At 68.9% G+C, this 19,945-nt stretch carries 18 protein-coding genes, 1 other RNA gene and 2 pseudogenes; 17 read left to right on the forward strand and 4 right to left on the reverse strand.

The annotated features are described in order from the left end of the window. Nucleotides 1-486 precede the first annotated feature (486 nt). Complete coding sequence (locus FrCorBMG51_RS08340) at nt 487-1,671, reverse strand: PQQ-dependent sugar dehydrogenase (protein WP_047222524.1); 1,185 nt, start codon at nt 1,669-1,671, stop codon at nt 487-489. Between the two features lie 966 nt (nt 1,672-2,637). Here FrCorBMG51_RS08340 and ftsE point away from each other — a divergent pair. From ftsE to ssrA, 4 genes are all read left to right on the forward strand, one after another. Beyond that, complete coding sequence (gene ftsE / locus FrCorBMG51_RS08350; RefSeq protein WP_047222526.1) at nt 2,638-3,327, forward strand: cell division ATP-binding protein FtsE; 690 nt, start codon at nt 2,638-2,640, stop codon at nt 3,325-3,327. A 199-nt stretch (nt 3,328-3,526) separates the two neighbouring features. After that, entirely contained in the window at nt 3,527-4,399 is an 873-nt protein-coding gene (gene ftsX, locus FrCorBMG51_RS08355; RefSeq protein ID WP_047222585.1) for a permease-like cell division protein FtsX, read from the forward strand. 140 nt (nt 4,400-4,539) lie between these two features. Then, nucleotides 4,540-5,019, forward strand: a complete 480-nt coding sequence (smpB, locus tag FrCorBMG51_RS08360) for an SsrA-binding protein SmpB (protein ID WP_047222527.1) — start codon at nt 4,540-4,542, stop codon at nt 5,017-5,019. Between the two features lie 246 nt (nt 5,020-5,265). Beyond that, nucleotides 5,266-5,643, forward strand: a transfer-messenger RNA (tmRNA) gene (gene ssrA, locus FrCorBMG51_RS26490). Between the two features lie 229 nt (nt 5,644-5,872). Here the strand turns inward: ssrA and FrCorBMG51_RS08365 are convergent. Together FrCorBMG51_RS08365 and FrCorBMG51_RS28050 are read right to left on the reverse strand one after the other, a co-directional pair. Then, nucleotides 5,873-7,066, reverse strand: a pseudogene (locus FrCorBMG51_RS08365) (site-specific integrase); the annotation flags it as partial. A 161-nt stretch (nt 7,067-7,227) separates the two neighbouring features. Further along, nucleotides 7,228-7,989 (reverse strand): helix-turn-helix domain-containing protein, encoded by a 762-nt coding sequence (locus FrCorBMG51_RS28050; protein WP_076844138.1) that lies wholly within the window; start codon nt 7,987-7,989, stop codon nt 7,228-7,230. A 119-nt stretch (nt 7,990-8,108) separates the two neighbouring features. On the opposite strand from FrCorBMG51_RS28050, the gene FrCorBMG51_RS08370 reads away from it, so the two are divergent. The 6 genes from FrCorBMG51_RS08370 (at nt 8,109) to FrCorBMG51_RS08395 (ending at nt 12,281) form a co-directional block, all read left to right on the forward strand. After that, a complete protein-coding gene (locus FrCorBMG51_RS08370) occupies nt 8,109-8,342 on the forward strand; it encodes a hypothetical protein (RefSeq protein ID WP_047222528.1) in 234 nt (77 codons plus the stop codon). Further along, nucleotides 8,339-8,596, forward strand: coding sequence for a helix-turn-helix domain-containing protein (locus FrCorBMG51_RS08375; RefSeq protein ID WP_047222529.1), 258 nt, complete (start codon nt 8,339-8,341; stop codon nt 8,594-8,596). The genes FrCorBMG51_RS08370 and FrCorBMG51_RS08375 overlap by 4 nt, the downstream gene beginning before the upstream one ends. Nucleotides 8,597-8,806: 210 nt before the next feature. After that, nucleotides 8,807-9,631, forward strand: a complete 825-nt coding sequence (locus FrCorBMG51_RS08380) for a bifunctional DNA primase/polymerase (protein WP_047222530.1) — start codon at nt 8,807-8,809, stop codon at nt 9,629-9,631. Further along, complete coding sequence (locus FrCorBMG51_RS08385) at nt 9,628-11,256, forward strand: hypothetical protein (protein ID WP_200902380.1); 1,629 nt, start codon at nt 9,628-9,630, stop codon at nt 11,254-11,256. Before FrCorBMG51_RS08380 ends, FrCorBMG51_RS08385 begins: the two co-directional genes overlap by 4 nt. Before the next feature lie 299 nt (nt 11,257-11,555). Next, nucleotides 11,556-11,765 carry a DUF6011 domain-containing protein gene (locus FrCorBMG51_RS08390; RefSeq protein ID WP_047222531.1) on the forward strand — a complete coding sequence of 70 codons (210 nt, stop codon included), beginning with the start codon at nt 11,556-11,558 and terminating at the stop codon, nt 11,763-11,765. Between the two features lie 75 nt (nt 11,766-11,840). Further along, nucleotides 11,841-12,281 carry a hypothetical protein gene (locus FrCorBMG51_RS08395; protein ID WP_047222532.1) on the forward strand — a complete coding sequence of 147 codons (441 nt, stop codon included), beginning with the start codon at nt 11,841-11,843 and terminating at the stop codon, nt 12,279-12,281. Nucleotides 12,282-12,326: 45 nt separating this feature from the next. Here FrCorBMG51_RS08395 and FrCorBMG51_RS08400 read toward each other — a convergent pair whose 3' ends face one another. Next, a complete protein-coding gene (locus FrCorBMG51_RS08400; RefSeq protein WP_139342373.1) occupies nt 12,327-12,536 on the reverse strand; it encodes a hypothetical protein in 210 nt (69 codons plus the stop codon). A 523-nt stretch (nt 12,537-13,059) separates the two neighbouring features. Between FrCorBMG51_RS08400 and FrCorBMG51_RS28060 the strand changes: the two genes are divergently transcribed. From FrCorBMG51_RS28060 to FrCorBMG51_RS33625, 7 genes and pseudogenes are all read left to right on the forward strand, one after another. After that, nucleotides 13,060-13,758 carry a helix-turn-helix domain-containing protein gene (locus FrCorBMG51_RS28060; protein ID WP_235433433.1) on the forward strand — a complete coding sequence of 233 codons (699 nt, stop codon included), beginning with the start codon at nt 13,060-13,062 and terminating at the stop codon, nt 13,756-13,758. A gap of 5 nt (nt 13,759-13,763) precedes the next feature. After that, the gene (locus tag FrCorBMG51_RS08415; RefSeq protein ID WP_139342371.1) at nt 13,764-14,540 is read left to right on the forward strand and encodes a helix-turn-helix domain-containing protein; all 777 of its coding nucleotides are present in this window, start codon (nt 13,764-13,766) and stop codon (nt 14,538-14,540) included. After that, entirely contained in the window at nt 14,515-14,838 is a 324-nt protein-coding gene (locus FrCorBMG51_RS08420) for a hypothetical protein (RefSeq protein WP_047222537.1), read from the forward strand. Before FrCorBMG51_RS08415 ends, FrCorBMG51_RS08420 begins: the two co-directional genes overlap by 26 nt. A 2-nt stretch (nt 14,839-14,840) precedes the next feature. Then, the gene (locus FrCorBMG51_RS24905; protein WP_052914482.1) at nt 14,841-15,455 is read left to right on the forward strand and encodes a hypothetical protein; all 615 of its coding nucleotides are present in this window, start codon (nt 14,841-14,843) and stop codon (nt 15,453-15,455) included. After that, a complete protein-coding gene (locus FrCorBMG51_RS08425) occupies nt 15,452-15,700 on the forward strand; it encodes a hypothetical protein (protein WP_047222538.1) in 249 nt (82 codons plus the stop codon). Before FrCorBMG51_RS24905 ends, FrCorBMG51_RS08425 begins: the two co-directional genes overlap by 4 nt. Before the next feature lie 3 nt (nt 15,701-15,703). After that, nucleotides 15,704-18,772, forward strand: a complete 3,069-nt coding sequence (locus FrCorBMG51_RS08430; protein ID WP_047222539.1) for a LamG-like jellyroll fold domain-containing protein — start codon at nt 15,704-15,706, stop codon at nt 18,770-18,772. Nucleotides 18,773-19,244: 472 nt separating this feature from the next. Next, nucleotides 19,245-19,865: pseudogene (locus FrCorBMG51_RS33625) on the forward strand (tyrosine-type recombinase/integrase); the annotation flags it as partial. Nucleotides 19,866-19,945: the final 80 nt, after the last annotated feature.

Below are 19,945 nucleotides of genomic sequence, written 5' to 3' on the forward strand. Positions count from 1 at the left end.
CAGGCGCGGCCCGAGCCGGGCCCGTAACGCGGTCCGGATGTCGGCGGAGTCCAGTACCAGCGGCCCGGTGCCCCACGCCTGTGTCCGCGGGTCCGTGCTGCCGCCGAACACGCGCCGGATGAGCGTGCTCTTGCCGGCCCCGGGGATGCCGGCCACGATCAGCACCGTGCCGGTGGGGTAGCGCAGCGTCCAGCCCGCACAGGCCGGATCGCCGGCGGGACCGCCGGCATGCGTGGGTTCGGGCCAGTCGAGGGCGTGGGTGTCACGTTCTGTCATGCCGTGGCTGGTCATGCCATGGTCCGCCGTCCGGGCGTCGGTGCAGTTCTGGCCGGACGCGCTGGTGGGCAGCGTCACGCGGCGGCTGGGCAGCCCTGGTCCGTATCCGCCTGGAGATCCCGGCAGCCGGGACGTCATCGGTGACAGCCGGGACGTCATCAGACTGTCCGCCGGGGCCGGTTCATGGTGGCCGGAATCGGTTCGCGGCGATCAGAACGAGGTGAGCCGCAGAATTCTGTCATCGCCGTCACGTGGTGAACCACGTCCATCCGTGTTGCTGGTTGTAATCCACAGTGATCCGTCGGGAGCGGCCACGGCGGTGCGCAGGCGCCCGGCTTCGCCATCCAGCAGAGCGTAGGGTGTGCCGGCGCCCTTCCCGTCGAGGGGAACAGCCCAAAGCCGCTCGCCGCGGAGCGCGGCCACATACAGGGTATCGCCGATGATCGCGGCCCCACTCGGGGAGGACTCGGCGGGTTTCCAGGTGACGAAGGGATTGGTGAATCGGTTGCCATCGGTGTCACTCCTGCCCTCGACAAGAGGCCATCCGTAGTTGTGCCCGGCCTCGATCAGATTGACCTCGTCGTAGGTGTTCTGGCCGAACTCGGTGGCCCACAGCCGACCGGTGGAGTCCCAGGCCAGGCCCTGGACATTGCGATGGCCGAGGCTGTACACGAGCGAACGCGGGTCGGGGTTGTCGGCCGGCGCCGAACCGTCGGGACGCATCCGCAGAATCTTGCCGTTCAGGCTGGACGCGTCCTGCGCCCTGCTCCTTTCCGAAGCGTCACCCGTACCGGCGTAGAGCATGCCGTCGGGCCCGAACGCGATACGTCCACCATTGTGGACCGTGGCCTTCGCGATCCCGGTGAGAATTGGTTCGACGGCCGCGGGTGGTGTATCGCCCAACGGCAGCGGGAATCTCACGATCCGGTTGTCGGTGGCGGTGGTGTAGTAGGCGTACACGAGATGGTCGGTGACATAGCCGGGGGAGACCGCCAGGCCGAGCAGACCGCCTTCACCGGAGCCGGTCGCGACGTCAGGAATGCGCATGATCTCGGTGGGCGCGCCGCCGTTCGCCGGCACGTGCACGATGCGGCCGCTGTCGCGTTCGGCTACCAGCGCGGAACGATCGGGAAGGAACGCCAGGCCCCAGGGCGTCCGCAACCCGCTGGCAACCGTCTCCGGCCGCTGTGAACCGTTCTGACCGGAGCCGGTGGATGTGCCCGCGAGATCGTCCGCCTGGGAGGTGTCGGTCGAGCCGCAGCCGGCAAGGACGATGCCGGCCAGCCCAACAAGAGCTACAGCCATGCGGGCGAGCAGGGTGCCGCGGATGGGACCATGACCGCCCGCCGCTCGGTCGGCGCGGCCGCGCGGCCGCAGCATGCTGACAGACGGCATCTGCTCTCCTCACGGTCGACGTCCTGACGGCCGGGCCGGCGACGGTGCGTCGCATCCAGTGCGGGCTACCCGTCCAACGTTCCGCTCACGCTGTGCGTGCCTCGGTGTGCGTGCCTTGGAACGCACGGACGCCGAGCGGGGGCAGGGCAGCCCAGCTCCCGGCTCAGCCGTGGTGGGCGGCCAGCAGGGCGAGTATCAGGAGTACCGCCACAACAGCGATCAGCAGCTGCGGAGTGATCGTGAAGGATGCGTGGTGCATCGAGTCACGGGCCGACCGGCAGGACGGGCACCGAGCCTCGGCCACTGGTCCGGCGCATCGGGCGCATACCAGGTCCTCGCAGCACATGCCGTCGACCTCCCTTGCGTCCGGTTGCCCTGCATCCGGCTGCCTTGTGTCCGGCTGGCGAGCGATGGCGGCGAACAGCCGGCCGCCGCGTGCACGGCCTGTCCTGCCCCGCGCAATGTCTGCCCCGCCCAATGTCTGGCGGTCAAAGAAAGTTCCACTATCGGACGAGCGATCGACCCTGTCCACTTACCCGCTCACCGGATGCTCGTTCGCACCGGCGGTGGCAGTGCGGGCCGTGACCAGAACCTGGTCAAACTGTGACCGATTCGCGGTCGGTCGTGGCCAGGTCAGAGTCGAGCCGTAACCGGAGCGTGATCGTCCATGCCGTCGCGTGTCCCGTCGGCGCGCGCCGCGCACCAGCATGTCGACATCCAGACATGTGCGTTGGGTAACTACGGGGGGATCTTGCCTTAGTATCGATCGATGACTCAGAGTATCTATATGGATTCTCTCTGCTTAAGGGACATGCAATCATGACTTTGGGTGAAGGGACGGGCGCGATGGTGGAGTCGTCACGCCCTGGGGATCGCCTCGCCAGCGGTCGGGGAACCTGCATGCCCGAAGCCAGGAGCGGGCACGGCAGCGCATCCGCGGATCCGCGGAAGCCGGGGACATCCGCGATGGTACGTATGACATCAGTTACCAAGAGCTACCACAGCGGCACGCGGCCCGCCCTGGACGACATCAACCTCGAGATCGGCGCGGGGGAGTTCGTCTTCCTGGTCGGCCCGTCCGGCTCGGGAAAGTCCACTTTGCTGCGGCTGCTGCTGCGGGAGGAGCGGCCCACCTCCGGGGTGGTCGAGTTCGCCGGCCGTGACGTGGCGAGCATCCCCGACCGTCGGGTACCGCTGCTGCGCCGCCAGGTCGGCTGTGTCTTCCAGGACTTCCGGCTGCTTGCGGACCGGACCGCCGCGGGCAACGTCGCCTTCGCCATGGACGTCACCGGCCGTCCGCGGCACGTGGTCCGCACGGTCGTGCCCGAAGTACTCGATCTGGTCGGGCTCGCAGGCAAGGAGAACCGCTACCCCGACGAGCTTTCCGGCGGCGAGCAGCAACGGGTCGCGGTGGCCCGGGCCCTGGTCGCGCGTCCCCAGGTGCTGCTCGCCGACGAGCCCACCGGCAATCTCGACCCGGCCACCGGAGCCGGGATCATGAACCTGTTGGGAGCGATCAACCGGGTGGGAACGACAGTCGTCATGGCCACCCACAACGCCGCCCTGGTGGACACCATGCGCCGACGGGTCGTCGAGCTCGAGCACGGGACGCTCGTGCGTGACCAGGCATCCGGCGGCTACGAGCCAACCCTCTGACGCCGTGACCACCAAGCCCGGCGGGACCGGCGAACCTGGTAAGCCCGACAGGCCAGGCGGGCCAGGCGGGCCAGACGGGTCGGGCGGGTCGGGCGGGTCGGGCAGGAGGAACAGGACTGACAGCGTGGGCGGGCCCGGTGGGTTCTGGAGGCTCCGGCTTCCCAGGCCGCCGGCCGGCGGCAACGAGGACATGACCGGGATGCGTGCCGGGGCGCTGCTCGCAATCGGCGTCACCAGCCTGCGGCGTAACCTGGCGACGTCCGTCGCGGTGATCGTCGCCGTGACCATCTGCCTGACCCTGCTCGGCGCCGGGCTGCTGCTGCGGGCCCAGGTCCACACCGTCGACGGCTTCCTGCTGGACCGCATCCAGGTCGTCATCGACCTCGACGACGGCATCTCCGGTGCCGAACGCGACACCCTCGCGGCCGACCTGCGTGCCGACCCCCTGGTGCAGAACGTCCGCTACGAGGACAAGGCGCAGGCGTTCGCGCGTTTCAGACACGACTTCCGCAACTCGCCCGACATCGTCAGCGGGGTGAGCGCGGCCGACCTGCCCGCCTCGTTCCGTCTCACGCTCGCCGACCCGCGCCGAGCCGGCGAGATCATCACCTATTACACCGGACGGGACGGGGTCGACCGGGTCCGTGATCAGCGTGCTCTGCTCGCTCCGCTCTACCGGATCCTGGACGCCTGCACCATCGGGGCGTTCGCGCTCGCCGCCGTCCAGGCGCTGGCCGCGTTCGCGCTGATCTACACGATGATCCGGGTTTCCGCGCACGGCCGGCGGCGGGAAACCGCGATCATGCGCCTGGTGGGGGCGACGAACGGGACGATCCGGGCCCCGTTCGTGCTGGAGAGCGCCGTCGCCGGGATGGCCGGCGGCCTGTTCGCCGCGGCCGCGCTGATCGCGGGCAAGATCTACCTCGTGGACCACCGGTTCGCCCGCCAGACCGCGTTCCCGCTTTTCGGCTGGGAGGCGGTGTGGGCTGTCGCGGTCGGCGTCCTGCTGATCGGCACCGGGGCGTCCGCGGCGATGGCTTTTGTCGCGCTGCGCCGCCACCTGCACGTTTAGGTAGCGGGCTGGAAGGCTGGCCGACCCTCAAGGGGCCGCCGGACGGCCGGCGGCGGCGTGATCGCTGTGCTTCCGCGTGGCCGGTCGGCGGCGGCGTAACCTCGGTGGAACCTGGTAGGAAAGAATGAGGTACCCCGAACGTGGCCAAGGAGACCGGCCGGAAGCTGGTTGCGCAGAACCGGCGTGCCCGGCACGACTACACCATCCTCGACACCATCGAGGCCGGGATCGTGTTGCAGGGCACCGAGGTGAAGTCGCTGCGCGCGGGCCGGGCATCCCTGGTGGATGCCTTCGCGCAGATCAGCGACGGGGAGGCGTGGCTGCACGGCGTGCACATCCCCGAGTACACCGAGGGCACGTGGACGAACCATGCCCCGCGGCGGCGTCGCAAGCTGCTGCTGCACCGCGACGAGATCTCCAAGCTGGTCGGCAAGACCCGGGAGGGCGGCCTCACCCTCGTCCCGCTGGCCCTGTACTTCAAGGACGGCCGGGCCAAGGTGGAGATCGCGCTGGCCCGGGGCCGCAAGACCTACGACAAGCGCCAGGCGCTCGCCGAACGGGACGCGTCACGCGAGGTCTCCCGGGTCCTGGGACGGCGGGCCAAGGGCCGCGACGACTGAATCCTCGCCGGATCCCCGCGCGATCCGTGCCACCGCGAACCGGTCGACGTGCCTGCCCGGCCGCGTACCCGAACCGAGTGGTGTCCCCGAACTTCAGCGGTCTGCCGGCGGGAACACGGCCGGCGTGTTCGACGTTGGCCAGGTGGGTCGCCATACGGTGGCTCGGGTAAGATAGCTCCGGTACCAGTATCGACTAGCACGCTGTGAGTTCACGCCGTGAGTTCACGCTGTGAGCGCACATGACACGGGGGTGACCGGTTTCGACTTCGGACGTCGGGATAGGGGAAGCGGGCCGAGGATGAGCGGTTATCTCGTAAACGATCCGCTCGAAGAAACAACTGCCAACAAGTCGCAGTCTGCTACACCCCGCACTTTCGCCCTCGCGGCCTGAGCGGGATCAAGTAGCCGTCAGCCTGAGAGTGCCTCCGGCTCAGGATCTGGCGTCGCCAGGAGGATCACCTTCTGATCCGGTCACGGGATCGGCAAGGAACACCTCACAGTGACTGAGCCCACACCGGCTTGCCTGCGTGACCGGTGGGGCTGAGAAACAACAAGCAGGCTGCGCCCGGAGAAGCCCTGTTGCGGGGCCGGAGGACGCGGGTTCGATTCCCGCCACCTCCACGCTGTCGGCGGGGGTCCGTCCTGAACGGATGGGCCCCTGACCAGGCGCAACAGCACCACCCTCCACGATCCCGCCACCGTCACCCGCGCTGGTGCGCACAGGGTGCGCACGCGGCGTCCGGCGGGGGATCGCCGCGGCGATCGTCTCCGCCGCAGCCTGCCCCGTCGATCGGAGCAGATGCGCGTACGTGTTACCGGTCATCGACGTCGAAGAGTGACCGAGGATCTTGGACACGGTCGTGATGTCCACCCCTTCACCGAGAAGGATCGACGCCGACCCATGCCGCAGGTCGTGTAGCCGCTTGGGGGAGAGCAGACGATCCCCGATCTCGTCGCACACCCCCAGGTCGACCGTCAGCGGCGCGGCGAGGTGCAGCAGGGCACGGGACCCGTGTAGCCCTTCCGCGCGGAGCACGGTCACCTCACCGATCGGCTCACGGGCCTTGTACAGCGTCCACGTACCCTCCGCTGGCCTGTACCGCTTGCCGACGACGAACGTGGTCGACCCGGCCGGGGCAAGCTCGCGAACGTTCGACAGCAGGCCCACCCGCCGGGCGATGCGCTGCATTTGCCGAGTCAGGTACTCCGGGGCCAAGTGTCGGCCCGACGGATGGGTGAAGATCAGATCTTTCAACTGCACCGGGTTCCCATGCTCGTCGGGAAGCACCCCGTTGTTCCATGTCGGGCCGACGGCTTCCCGCTCTTCGTCCTGGCGGAGCCGATGTGTGGCCAGCGACCCGACCACCACCGAGGCTAGGTCGACCTTCCGCCGGCCAGACTTCGTCTTCGGTGCCCACACCCCCATCTCTGACCCTGAACGGGTTATCTGCTGGCGGACCATGAGCACAGCCGCCACCTCATCCAATCCGGACCAGGTCGCCCCGCACACCTCGCCACGGCGAAGGCCATGCAGGGCCATCAGCTCGTATGCCGCCGCGAGCCGATCCCCGGCCGCCTCGTCCAGAAATCGCCCAACGTCTTCCGCGTCCCACGGCTCAACTTCGGGCGCCGAATAGGAGGCGAGTTCCACTCCGTCCGTCGGGTTGAAGTCGAGCTTCCGCTGTCGCATCGCGTCGTTCAGTGCGGTGCGCAGCATCTCCAGCACGTCTTTCACCGTCGCCGGGCCGATCGGCCGTCCCGGGCGTTTCTGGGCGGCTTTGACCGCCAGCTTCAACGCGCTGTCGATGTGCTCGGCGCGTAGTCCAGCCAACGGCATTTCTCCGAGATACGGGACCAGGTGCAGCCGGATGAACTGCTCGTAGCGGGCCCGGGTGGTCGGCCGTAGCGCGTTCTTCCGGCTCAGCCAGCCGTCCAGGTAGGCGCCGACGGTCAGCTTGCCGACGTGCTGCCGGCCGGCCCGGACCTGTGAGACGGCCTTCTCCGCATCGCTCTGGGCCTGCGTGCGGGTGGGCGCGGTGCCCCGCATCAGCTCCTTGCCTACGAGGGGTATGAGCTCCTTCGGGACACGGAACCGCCATTCGTACGAGCCGTGCCCACGCTTGCCCCGCTTCGGGCATTCACCCCTCGGGTACTTCTTCTTCGTCTCCGGGTCACGGCAGCCGCAACGCTGCTTGACGTCAATCTCCACTATCGCCCCCGACTTCTTAGTCTTGGTACTTTTTCTTCCGACTGCTGTAGCTCCTTGACGCGTTCCCCGTGTGTCTCCGTTCTCGCATTTTCTCTAGCTACTTTTCCCATCCTCATCTCAAGTACCGGGTCAAGAGTCGGCAATTTTAGGCCAAGTTCCCAAATGGAATCGCGGATGCCAAAAAGATCACTTTCGATCGCCCGCAGCTCGCGGTCTTCGGCCTTTTCTGCTTGCCGTAGCTCTTTGGCTCGTTCGGCGGTGAGATCGGGGGTAGGGCTTTCGAGGAACTCGCGTATGGAGGAAAGTTCATCCATCGCAACATTCCACTCCCATGCGAGCTGCCAATGATTTCTGTATAGCCGGATGGCCAGCCAGCCATCACTTTCCGGTTCACTCTGGTCGTCGAGCCATTCGTTTTCTGCGTATCCTCCTTCTGCCGTGAACCACGACAATGCTGTCCATAGCGGAAGCTCGACACCGGGAAGCGCTTCCACCGTGTCTTTCCTGCCGGTCGGGTACAGCAGCACGATCGGTGGGACCCCGATCGCTTTCGCGAGGATCACTAGCTCGGCGACCAAGACGCTGCTACGCCGACCGGACTCCAGATTCGCGATCACTGATCGGGCAATCGGGTAGCCGAGTGCCGCCGTCGCGTCCGCCAGCTCCTGAGCGGACATCCCTCGTCGCCGTCGGTGATGTCGCACCTCGGTTGCGATCGAGCGGGACAGCTCGGCGGGCCAGTCCTCCGAATGTTGTGTCACGAGATGACACGGTAGCCGCAGTTGGCCTCAGATCTGACACCCTGCGGCGTGTACTGTGATCCCCGCATCGAATGTCAGGATGGATGTCACAACATCCCAATCGATCAGGAGGTTGTGTCGTGGAAGCACAAGTGCGACCACGGACGCTGGACGAGGTCCGGGCGCTGGGACTCGTGACGGACGTGACGACCGCCGGGGCCTGCCTCGGCATCGAACGGACGAGCGCACACGCGCTTGTCCGTTCTGGGAAATTCCCGGTCCCGGTTATCCGGGTGGGCGCCCGGTGGAAGGTGCCGGTAAGGGGGCTGCTGGCCGTGCTCGGCGATGACGACGCCGGCCGGGTGTCCGCGTGACCCCGCCGAAGAAGCCCCGCCGCGGCCAGTGGACGACCCGGCAGCTCCGGGCGCTCCCGGTGATCGTCGACGTGGAGACCGCGGCCAGTGTGCTCGGGATGGGGCTCACGAAGGCCCGCGCGCTGATCAGGGCTGGGGAGTTTCCCGTGCGGGTGATCAAGCATGGGGACCGGTACGTGATCCCCTTGCGGGGCCTGCTGGCCCTCCTGGGCGTGGAGCCGGCCGACGACACCGATACCGGGACAGCCGCCTGAACGTGTCCGATCTTGGCCAGCCACCCCGTGCCGCCGGCCAGCATGACCCGAGGTTCCGACTGGAAACTTCTCCGACGGCCGGGGGCAACGTAGCGCCCAGCCCGGCCGGGAGACAGGCCGAAGGGCTCCCAGACACAGAAAACCGCCGGGCAACTGCGGATCGCCCGGCGCTCCCACTGCACGCCTCTACGGAGAGGTCTCTACCCAGGCATGAGCATAGCCACCGGGACCGACCGGTCCCGGAATCTGTCGCCGAACGGGCGGGCCGCTCTCGGGCTCGCCGCCCGCGGCATTCACGTGTTCCCGGTCCGGGCCGGCACGAAGTTCCCGCTCGTCCGCTGGGCGACCGAGGCCACCACGGACCCTGAGACGATCATCGACTGGTACACCCGCTGGCCGGCAGCATCCGTCGCTGTGGCCTGCGGCCCGAGCGGTCTGATCGTCATCGACGTCGACGGGCCGGCCGGGGCCGAATCTTGGGCCGCGCTGACCGCCCAGCACGGCGAGGTGGCCACCTGCACCGTGACGACCGGCCGGGACAGCGGTGGTCGGCACCTGTGGTTCCTCGCCGGAGACGGCCCCTCCGTGCGGAACTCTGCCGGGTTGTTGGGCCCTGGGCTCGATGTCCGCGGCGTGGGGGGCATGGTCTTGTCCCCGCCGAGCGTGCACCGCTCTGGCCGCCACTACGAGTGGGCGAACCGTGCCCCGCTTGCCCCGCTGCCGGACTGGCTGCGCCAGGCTGCCACACCTGCGCCGCAGCCCGTCCGCCGGGCCACGCCCGGCCGGGTATCTACGGCGTCCGCGGACAAGGTGCTCGCCGCGCTTGTCAGGGTGGTTCTCACCGCCCCGGAAGGCACCAGGAACGATCGCTTGTTCTGGTCCGCGGTCAAGGTCGTCGAGCATGCCGACGCTGGCAGGCTCGACACCGAAACCAGCGTGGATGCCCTTCTCCGGGCCGCTGAGGCGGTTGGGCTACCCCCAGCTGAAGCCGCCCGCACCATCCGCTCCGCGGTCGAAGGACCGGTGCGCGCTTGAGCACCGAGGTCGCGGTCACCGAGCACGACATCGTGGCCGCTGCGACGGGCCGGCCGCACATCGAGCTGACCACCGAGGCCGCGCAGATCCGCGAACTCCGTGCGGCGATCGAGGGCAACCAGCTGCCCGACCTGTACGTCACTTCCGGGGAGGTCGTCCACCTCGAACGGGTCTCCGGAGACATCTCCACCCCGCTGGGGCTGCCCGACCCACCGCCCCTGCCCTACGCCCCGAGCGTGCTCACCTCGGCCGGCCTTGCGTCCCTTCTCGCCCGGCACGCCTACGCGTTCCAGGTCCGAACGAGGACCAGGAAAGGCAAGAACGGCGAGTCGGACGAGACCATCGAGCAGGAGATCGAAACCGTCCCTTCGAACCGTGTGCTTGCCGCGGTCCTGGCCGGCCGGTACTGGCCGGGGGTCAGGCCACTGCACGGGATCGTGGGCTCGCCGGTGCTCCGCCCGGACGGCACTCTGCTGCAAACGGCCGGATACGACGCGAAGACCGGCCTGTTCTTCGCGCCGAAGGTCGAACTTCCGTGGGTGCCCGCGGAGCCGAAGCTGCTTGAGGTCGCCGAAGCCCAGAAGTTCCTCTGCGAGACGCTCCTTGGGGGCTTCCCCTGGGTCGCCCCGGCGGACAGGGCGAACTACCTCGGGCTGCTGGTCAGCAACATCCTCCGGCCGTACGTCCGAACCCTCACCCCGTTTGGCCTGATCACCGCGACCACGCAGGCATCCGGCAAGACCATCCTGTCCGAGGGCATCGGTCTGCTGTATGGGCAGCGGGTCCTGCCGTGGCCGGAGACCGAATCCGAGCTTCGCAAGGCGATCACTTCGGCGCTCGGTGAGGCCGCCTCGGTGTTGGTGTTCGATAACCTCCGCGAGGGCACTGTCATCGACTCGCCGAACCTCGCGCTGCTGCTCACGACCCCGGAATGGTCGGACCGGCGGTTGGGTACGAACACCACCGTCCAGATCGCCAACGATCGGCTCTGGCTTGGCACCGGCAACAACCTGCGGCTGGGCGGCGACATCGCGACACGGACTGTGCTCGTCCGCTTGGACCCGAAGATGCCCCACCCGGAGGAGCGGACCGGCTTCGCTATCCCGCACCTGGACCTGTGGGTGAAGGACCCTGCGAACCAGCGGACCGTGCTGCGCCACCTCCTCGTGCTGGTCATGGACTGGATCGCCAGCGGCGCACCACGTGCCGAGCACGTCATGCGCCAGTTCACTCCCTGGGCCCGCGCGGTTGGCGGCTTCCTCGCCCACCACAACATCGACGGCTTCCTCGCCAACGTCGACGAGGTCCGCGCGATGGACGACGAGGACAACGAGTGGGAAGTGTTCCTCGGCCAGTGGCACCGGAAGTTCGAGTCCAAGCCGAAGACCGCCGCGCAGATCCGCGCCTCGGCGGACATCGACATCGACAACCATGGACGTCCGCATGACCCCTGGGAGGGCTGCTTCCTGGCCGACGAGCGGGGTGGGGTGCCGTCCGCGAAGTCACTCGGACGGACGCTCCGCGGGCAGGTCGGCCGGTTCCACGGGCCGTACGTCCTCCGCCGTGGTGAAGACCCACACAGGAAGATCGCCACTTGGTCGGTCGGATGCCCAGACGGCCCATGACGCGCATGGCGATGGACGGCGGATCGAACCCCGCAAACCCCGCAGGCGGCACGAACAGGGCCGCTGACCTGCGCAGACGCGTGCGGGGTTTGGCCTCGGCCCACAACCCGCAAACCCCGCAGACCACGCGGCAAACCCCGCAGGCCAGGGGAACTAAACCCCGCGCCGGAACGCCCACAGCCCGCAAACCCCGCAAAGATCAGTTCACAAAAGACCAGGTCAGACGAGGTGCTGCGGGGTTTGCGGGGTTTGCGGGATCAGTTCGTCGACTTACACGCGAGAGCACCGAGAGGACAGTAGTGATCAACCCGACGGAGAACGCCGTAGATGGCCGGCCTCGCTGCCGCTGCTGCCGCCGCCTCCTCCACGCCCCGACCAGCCGGGCACTGCTCATCGGCCCGGAATGCTTCGCCCGTCTCCCCGCCAGTGATCGCCATCGGCTCGTGCTCGCCGCGGTCCGTGCCACCCGCGGCGTCCCGGTCCAGCCGGGCCTGGACGCCGCCGCGTGACCGTCTCTCGCCCGGCCCGGGGCCCACCCGGGACGGCATGCCTCGTCACCCACCAGAGCAACCGAGAGGACCCCCATGCACAGCAAGACACCCGACGCCACGCTCCCCTTCGTCGACGGCATCCGGGCCCTCGACGAGGTCGACCTCGTCCCCGACGGCCCGCTCCGCGCCGAGGCGTACCAGCACATGAGCGGCGAGGCGTACATCACTCTCGCGCTCTACGGCGCCGACGAGTGGATCGCCCGGGACGGCAAGACGCTCGCGTACCAGATCGACGTGGAGACCGCCCGCACCCTGATCATCCGCCTCGCCGGCCTGATCAGCACCGCCGAAGCCGCCGTCGCCGAACGCAGCGACGACGTCCTCCAGCACCCGGACTACGCCGGACTGAGGGAGATCACCACACAGCACGCAGACGGTCGTCGCCCCGAAGACATGACCGTCCGGGACTGGGCGGACCTCGCCTGCGGTCTGGAGGCTCTGCTGCTCAGCCAGCGCCCGCACAGCCACGCCTGACGTTCCGTCGGCCCCGGCTCACCCCGGGGCCGGCACCCCTGTGCGTCAGCCGCCCTCGTTGTTGGGGTCCGGCTCTCGGCCGGTCTGGCGGTCCCGCCGAGGCGGAATCGGGTCGCCGGGCCGCCACGGCTTCCCATCGGGGCCGTACACGATTCCGTCGCCAGGGCCACCGACGAACCGTTCCCAGGGATCACCCGCCTCGTCCGGCCCGATCCCCAACCCGTGTCCGTTGTCCACCTGCTCGTCCCCCGTCACGCCCAGATAGTCCCCCAGGAGCCCCCTTGCCTAGCACCACCGTCCGGTCGTGGATGACCCGCGCCCGGCTCTCCGTCCCAGCCCGGGACGAGGACGACCCGCCGGCCCGTACACGCGGGGCCTCCGCCCCCTGGACCGGCCTGCGCTCCCCGGAGTCCTGGGCCTGCCCGAGCTGCGGCGGCCAGGCAACCCCGGACCCCGACCTGCCCCACCCGGCGCAGGCTCGGACCCCGGGAAGCAGCATGACCGATCATCCGCAGGTCACGTTGACCCGGGACGGCCGGCCGGTGCAGGTCGACGAGGGCATGGCCGAGCTGATCCGCGCGCTGTGGGCCGCCGGGGTGGACACCGTCTACTCGTGTCAGGGCGGGCCGCCGCCGGCGGNGGGCCGCCGCCGGCGGATGCGGACCCGCTGGCCTACGTGGCGTTCACGCCCGAGGCGCTGGCGCTGTTTGACCGCCTGGTCCCCGGTCAACCCGCCCACTGGGAGCGGGAGACCGGGGCCGTCTCGGATCTGACAGCGGTGCGCTTCCCACCGTCAGACATCCCGCGGCTACTCGCTTCCCTGCCCGTCGATACATCGCGGCCGACCTCATCAGCCGAACGGGAACGTTCGGCCCCTCGCCCGCACGCGCGCGATGCTGCCCCGTCCGGCCGTGTCCTACCCGACGAGCGTGCACGCCTGGTCGCCGGTTTCGGTGCCGGGTTGGCTGCCGCCCGCCGCGCTGCTGGCCTGTCACGGCCCGGCTTGGCCCGCCGGGTGGGGTGCAGCCCATCGCTGATCAAGCAGCTGGAGCGGGGGACTTGCCGGCCTCGTGCCTGCGCCGTCCGTCTGCTCGCCTACGGGATCCGGCCGGATGGCCCCGCTCCGTTGCGGGAGCGGCTGTTGCAGGCCGCCGGCTCGTCGCTGCGGCCGGACACCCCCCAGTCGGTACGGCGGNAGTCGGTACGGCGGTGGACGCGCCGCACCGAGAAGGCGTTCCTGGCCGGGTACTGGCCGCTCCCTACCGAGATCGTCCGCGCGATCCGGCTGCACCAGGCCGCTGCTGAGGCCCGCGCCGAAGCAATGGCTTTGCTGGACCGGCCAGGGGCCGAGAACAGCGCGCGGATTCTTGATCGGGCGGCTGCCCTGCTGGACGAGTCGCGCGCCGCTGCTGAGGCCGCGGGGCCGCCGGTGACGGTGACGGTCGGCCGGCATAGCCGGAGCTACCACGGATGGTGATCACCATGGGAGATACCTCTGACAGCGACGACCCCGCCCGCGCCATCCCCGAACGCGAGGTGACCTCGTTCGCCGAGCTCGTCGACCTGGACCTGGTACACGCGCACGTCACCGAGTACGCCGAGGTGCTGGAACAGCTCCGCGGCAAGCTCGCCTTGGTCCTCAGCCGTGCTGAGCTCGGCCGGCTCGACAGCCATCTGCGAGTGCTGCCGTCTCGGGGCGTCCGTGCCTTCCTGGCGGCTGTAGTCGCCGCTGACGCCCCCGAGCTTGCCCGGCTCCGGGGATTGTTGGACACGGCACCACGGCCTCTGTGGGGGCCTGCGCTGGTCCTGCTGGACGCGGCGTCCCGGGCCGCCTCGCCCCGGGACGATGTGCACGTGCCTGCCCGGCTCGCCGGTGACGTGCTCGCCGACCTCCTGCGAGGCACCGCGCACCGAGGCCGGGAGCACGGAGCACCCGGCGTCTCGCCGGAGCTCCGTGCCCTGCTCGCCGCGCTGCACGACGCGGCCGGCCGACACCGGCGCGGGATACCCGCCCCAGCCGCCCCGTTCCGTTCGGAACCTGTTTCTCCGGTCCAGTCCACGATCAACGCAGTCACCGAGGACACCACCACCGCGGAGGTGTCCGCCTCCGAGTACGCACGCCGGGCCGGTACCAGCCGACAGCACGCGACTCGGCTCGCCCGGCAGGGGAAGGTCCCGGCCCGGATGATCGGCAACCGGTGGCTGATCTTGACTGATCTGGAGGCCCCCACGCATGACAGCCCCGACCCCCACGATTGAGCGTCTCGCCCACGAGATGGTCACCGCCACCACCTCGGAGATGGTCACCCAGTACGAAGCCCTCGTCATCCAGAAGACCCGCCAGATGGCCTCCGATGCCCGTGCCCGCCTCGAGGCGGAGGACGCGAGCAAGGCCGCCAACTCTCTCGCCGCCCACCTGCGCGCCCGTGTCACGTCAGGCCAGCCCGACGTGACCGGCGTGCTCGCCGGTGTGCTCAGGGAGGTCATGCACAAGGTGCCCGGCGCGCACACCGACTGGGCTGTCCTCGCCGATCTCGTCACCCCGACGGAGGTCTGACCATGACGAAGAGCAGCACCGACGCTTTGAACACCGCCCTCACCGCCCTCGATGAGGCGGCCAGCACCGAGGAAGCCGATCAAGCCCGAGGCTTGATCGGCAGGCTGCTGGACGCCCGGGCCGCCCGCACCGCGGAGCGCCTCGACCGCGAGGCCAACGCCGAACGGCTGCGGGAGCTGGAGGCCCTCCGCGCCGAGATCATCAGTCACGCTGGCGACGCGGACGAGATCGTCAACCGGCTCGACGTCGCCGTGGAGGCCACGGCCGCGCTGGTCGAAGCGGTCGTAGCCCGGCAGGAGCTACACGGCCAATGGCAGGCCGCTCTGTCCCGGCACGGCGTCGGGCAGTGCGACACCTGCGCACCTCTCGACGCCGGTCTCGGCGCGGCCCCGGCCGGGTACAGCCACCGCGCCATAGCGGTAGACCGCCGTCAGATCAACTACCTCGAACCGGGTGATCTGCTCGGCGTGCTGCTGCACATGCTGTCGCATCGGGTGCCCGCCGGTACCAACCTCACCCCGGCGAACGTCGGCCCCAGCAACAACCAGGCTTTCGCCGCGGACCCGGCCGGCTATATCCGGCGGATCATGGGCGCTGGCCTGCGGGAGGCGGGATGACCGGCGGACGGCGGGCAACCCGCGATGTAGAGCAGCGCGACGCCCGCTGGCTCGACAGCGCTTCCGCCGAGGACATCGCCGCCGCGTTCGAGGCGGGCCAACTCGCCGCGATCATGGGCGGCCCCGTCCCGGCCGAGATCACCCCGGGTCGGCAGTGGTCCGGGGAAGATTTCGATGCTGCCAGCCCCGAGCAGCGCGCGCAGGCGCAGGCCCGGGGCGACCTGCGGGATCTGCTCGGGGCCTGAACGATGCGGATCAACTTCTACGAGCAGTTCACCGGCACAAACGGCGACCCCTGGTCCGCCAGTTGGACGAGCGCACATCGGACCGGGGCCAGCTCCGACATTCAGGGGAATGCGGGCCGGCTCCGGACCGGCACGAGCGCGTATACCACGGCGGCCCGGCAGCACGCATCCGGGATGACCGCGGTCGCGGACTGTGAACTGCTCGTTCGCTACACCCCGGGCACGGTGGCCGCGGAATCCCACACCGTGGTGGGTATTCGAGGGTCCGGGGTGTGGGGAGACCCGAGCATCAACGATGCTTTCCCCGCTGCCGGCTATTTCCTTGAGATCAACCCGCAGGGTGGGGATTACACGGTTCGGGCCGCTAACGGGGTCCTTGTCGCCAGCACGGTCCTCGCGACCGTGACGAAAACGATTCCGGCTGGTGGGGTGTGGATACGGCTCCGCGCCGAGGGAACCGCCATTTCCGCGAAGGTGTGGAGCGCCGCCGGTTCCGAGCCGGCCGCATGGGACTACACCGGCACGAACAGCGCCACCACCGCGGCCGGCCGGGTGCAGCTCGCCGGGAACAACGGCGCCGACGCCGCGCAGCGCACCCACACCTACGACGAGCTCACCGTCACCTACCTGACCGCGTCCCCGCTGGCCCAGACCGGGATGCCGGGGCAGCCGATCCCCCGGCTGGGGGTCGTGTTCGACGCGGCGCCTCTGTCGGATGCCGTCGTGCTCCTCCGGGACCCGTTCGCGGCCTATTCGACGATGGAAGCCGGCGTGGCCGGCTGGGTCGCGGGCGCGAACACCACCTTCGATATCTCCACCCGCAAGCCGTTCGCGGGCGCGAACAGCCTCACCTTGACCCGTAGCGGGTCGACCGGGGCGGCATCAGCGAGTCTGGTTCTCGGGGCTGGGGAAATCACGCTTGCTGCGGGCCGGCTGTGCCTGCTGTGGGTGCCCGTCCGCCCGGCCGCCGGGGTCGCAAACCGGACCGTGACGGTCACGTCGACGTGGCAGAACTCGGCCAGCGTCGACCTGTACACGGACAGCCAGGTACAGGCCGAGGGTGCCGGCTACACAAACAGCGACGGCTGGACGATGATCGGCCTGTTCACGGAGATCCCCGCCACCGCGGTCAGGTGGAAGCTCGGGGCCAGCGTCGCGGGTGCGGCGGCAGGCGAGGCCCATCACGTCGACGGCTGGAAGATCCACTACTTTGGTGTAGACCTCGGCCAGCGGCTCCGTGCCCGCCCCGGCGAGCGCCGTGGACGCTCATCCGACCAGGACAACTTCGAGGCGTCCGAGTTCTCCTGGGTGCTGGCGAACGGCGACGGGCAGCTCACCCCGGACGGGGCCGGCTACGACGTCGATATCCGTCAGCGCGTCACCCTCGTCGCCGACTACGCCGGCACTCTCTATCCGATCTGTGTGGGCTACGCGACCGGCTGGTACCAGTCGATCCCCGGCCACGGCTGGAGTGAGGTCGAGCTCCGCGCGGTCGACGCGTTCCGGCTGCTGTCGAAACGGAGGATTCCCCCGCCGTACCGGGCTCAGGTGCTGCTCACCGGCCCACGCTCGTACTACCCGTGTGTTGAGCCGCAGGAATCGACGGCGGCGGGGAACATCGCCGGCACGGGCGGGATGGCCCAGATTCTCACGTCGAAATACGGGTGGGGTGGTGGCGGGTTCGGTGCCGACTCGGTTTTGCCGGAGACGGAGATGGGGCGGAACTCGGATGCCGGATCGTCGTCGCTGGCGGTCAACGTCGACACGACCAACGGCGCCGGGAACGTGCTGGACCTGACGTCCGCGCCGGGGGCTCTTGCTCTCGACGGCCCGTGGTCGATGATGCTGTGGTTCTCCACAGCCCCACCGATCTCGATCGCCCGGATCCTGTTCCGGCAGATTGTCCCCGGCTTCAACGATCTTCTGTCTGGATTCCAGATCCAGTTTGAAACCAGCGGTGCGCTGAAGGTCATTACCCCGTCCGAAACCGTGTACACGAGCGGGGTGAACTATGTGGACGGCGGCTATCACAATGTGGTGCTCACCTACGACCCGACGGACGGCACGTGGGGTCGCTGCCGAGTCTATCTGGACGGCGGAGAGGTCGCGAACGTCGCCCTCACCGGCAACCCGCTGACCTGGGGGATGCCCGCCAGGGCAGATCTCGGTGGCGCCTGGCATCCCTGGTCATCGGTGCTCGATTTCCACTTCCAGGGCCGCATGGGACATGTCGCCTTCTGGAACAGGATTCTCCCCGCCGGGGAAATCTACGCACTCGATGTTGTAGGCCGGTTCGGTGGCTTCCTCGAAAACGAGGGAAACCGTGTCGGTGGGGTCCTTGACCTGACTGACTGGCCGATCGTCGACACCCGTATCGATGTTGGCCTCACCGATCTTCTGGCCCGTGACTGGGCGGAGAAAACGTCCGTGCTCGGCCTCGCGCAGGCCATCACCGGCTACGGCGCCGGGGAACTGTACATGGGCCCGGATGGCGCGGTCGTCATGCGGAACCGGCATCACCGGGTGAACCGGACCAGCCGGTACACGTTCACCGGCGTCATGTCCCCTGCGAAAGAGGATCTACGGCCGGCGAAGGACGATTCCCGGCTCGTCAACTCGACCGAGGTGACCCGTACCACCAGCGGCACGATCACCGTTGTCGACCAGACTTCGATAGACACCTACGAGCTCGCCGAGGGATCGTCAATCGAGCTGGCGATCCGCTCGGACGCCGAGGCAGAGGTGCACGGGCTGGCCAAGCTCGCCCGGACCGCGGCGCCGAAGGTCCGCGTGGAGAGCGTGCTGTTCAAGCCGTTCGCGAACGCGGCGTTGTGGCAGCCGCTGCTCTCCCTGGAGATCGGCGACCGGATCACCATCGGTGACCTGCCGAGCCTCGCACCGGGAACCACCATCGAGGCGTTCATCGAACGGATCGAGCATTTCACATCGGGGTCGATCAACACGTGGTGTGTGCGACTCCAGCTTTCCCCGGTGTTGCCGATGCACACGATGTGGCAGCTCGACCGAGCCCCCTACAACAAACTCGACGCAGGTAACCCGCTGGGGTTTTAAGGAGTGCGCGTGGCCATCCCTACAGTGACGACCTGGCCGCCGCTGAAGCCACCGCCGAGGGTGCGGATAGTGTCCGTACCCTTCTCGTCATCATCGAGCACGGCCAGCGACGTACGCGGGTTGCTGAGCCCGAGCACGGCGCACGTGCCCACTGCCCGCCATCCGGCAACACCGCCCGCGAACGTTCATCCTGGCTCGGAGATGATCGTTGTCTGCTGAGGGCGGCCCATCGAGTCGATGACGTGAGTAGTACTCACCTCATCCTCATCGAGCCCCTGCACCGCCCCGACGCTTCCAGGACCCTGGAACCGTGATCTTCGGGTCTGTACCATGCGCCGGGCGCCCACGAAGTGGTCGACCGGATCGTGTCCGCTGTTCGCGCAGGCCGCGCAGGCGCGCTCGATCGCCCCGACGAGGTGCGAGCGATGGTCCCGGACTCAGGCCAGCAGGAAGATCATATTAATACAGGATAATGCCGGTTATCCTGTTGTTCGTGACTGAGATCGTTACCCGGGCCGCGTCCGCTCTCGCACCCACCGAAGACTCCGACCCGCTGAGCCGGTACGCGGCCGGCTGGCTGCTCGGTTACCGGTCAGCGCACACCCGCACGGCCTACGCCCGTGACCTCCGGGACTTCGCCGGCTGGTGCGCAGCGCACGACATCACCGTCACCGGCGCAAACCGTAGCCACGTCGACGCCTACGCCCGCGGACTCGAAGAAGTCGACGGCCGCACCCCGGCCACGGTCGCCCGTCGACTGTCCGCGCTGGCATCGTTCTTCGCCTACCTCGTCACGGAAGACGTGCTCACCCGATCACCGCTGACCCACGTCAAACGCCCGCGGCTCGGTGACGACTCGCAGACCACCGGCCTGGACCGTGACGAGGTGCGCGCCCTGCTCGCCGCCGCAGCAGCCGACAGCCCCCGCGCTCACGCGCTGATCGGACTGCTGGCCGGTAACGGTCTTCGCGTCGGTGAGGTCCTGGCCGCTGACGTCGACGACCTCGACGTGGAGCGCGGGCACCGGGTTCTCCGGATTGTCCGCAAGGGCGGGAAACGGGCAACCGTGCCGCTGGCCCCATCGGTCGCCCACGCCATCGACGCCTACCTGGACGGCTGCACCACCGGGCCGCTGTTCGCCACCCGCACCGGCAGGCGGATGGACGAACCCGC

It is taken from the genome of Protofrankia coriariae, from assembly GCF_001017755.1.
Classification (GTDB): domain Bacteria; phylum Actinomycetota; class Actinomycetes; order Frankiales; family Frankiaceae; genus Protofrankia; species Protofrankia coriariae.

Bases quoted from the DNA above. Each gene is read 5' to 3' on its own strand.
- FrCorBMG51_RS08340 (WP_047222524.1), bottom strand. From the start codon at position 1,671: ATGCCGTCTGTCAGCATGCTGCGGCCGCGCGGCCGCGCCGACCGAGCG.
- ftsE (WP_047222526.1), top strand. From the start codon at position 2,638: ATGGTACGTATGACATCAGTTACCAAGAGCTACCACAGCGGCACGCGG.
- ftsX (WP_047222585.1), top strand. From the start codon at position 3,527: ATGCGTGCCGGGGCGCTGCTCGCAATCGGCGTCACCAGCCTGCGGCGT.
- FrCorBMG51_RS08380 (WP_047222530.1), top strand. From the start codon at position 8,807: ATGAGCATAGCCACCGGGACCGACCGGTCCCGGAATCTGTCGCCGAAC.
- FrCorBMG51_RS08395 (WP_047222532.1), top strand. From the start codon at position 11,841: ATGCACAGCAAGACACCCGACGCCACGCTCCCCTTCGTCGACGGCATC.
- FrCorBMG51_RS08415 (WP_139342371.1), top strand. From the start codon at position 13,764: ATGGGAGATACCTCTGACAGCGACGACCCCGCCCGCGCCATCCCCGAA.
- FrCorBMG51_RS08420 (WP_047222537.1), top strand. From the start codon at position 14,515: ATGACAGCCCCGACCCCCACGATTGAGCGTCTCGCCCACGAGATGGTC.
- FrCorBMG51_RS24905 (WP_052914482.1), top strand. From the start codon at position 14,841: ATGACGAAGAGCAGCACCGACGCTTTGAACACCGCCCTCACCGCCCTC.
- FrCorBMG51_RS08425 (WP_047222538.1), top strand. From the start codon at position 15,452: ATGACCGGCGGACGGCGGGCAACCCGCGATGTAGAGCAGCGCGACGCC.
- FrCorBMG51_RS08430 (WP_047222539.1), top strand. From the start codon at position 15,704: ATGCGGATCAACTTCTACGAGCAGTTCACCGGCACAAACGGCGACCCC.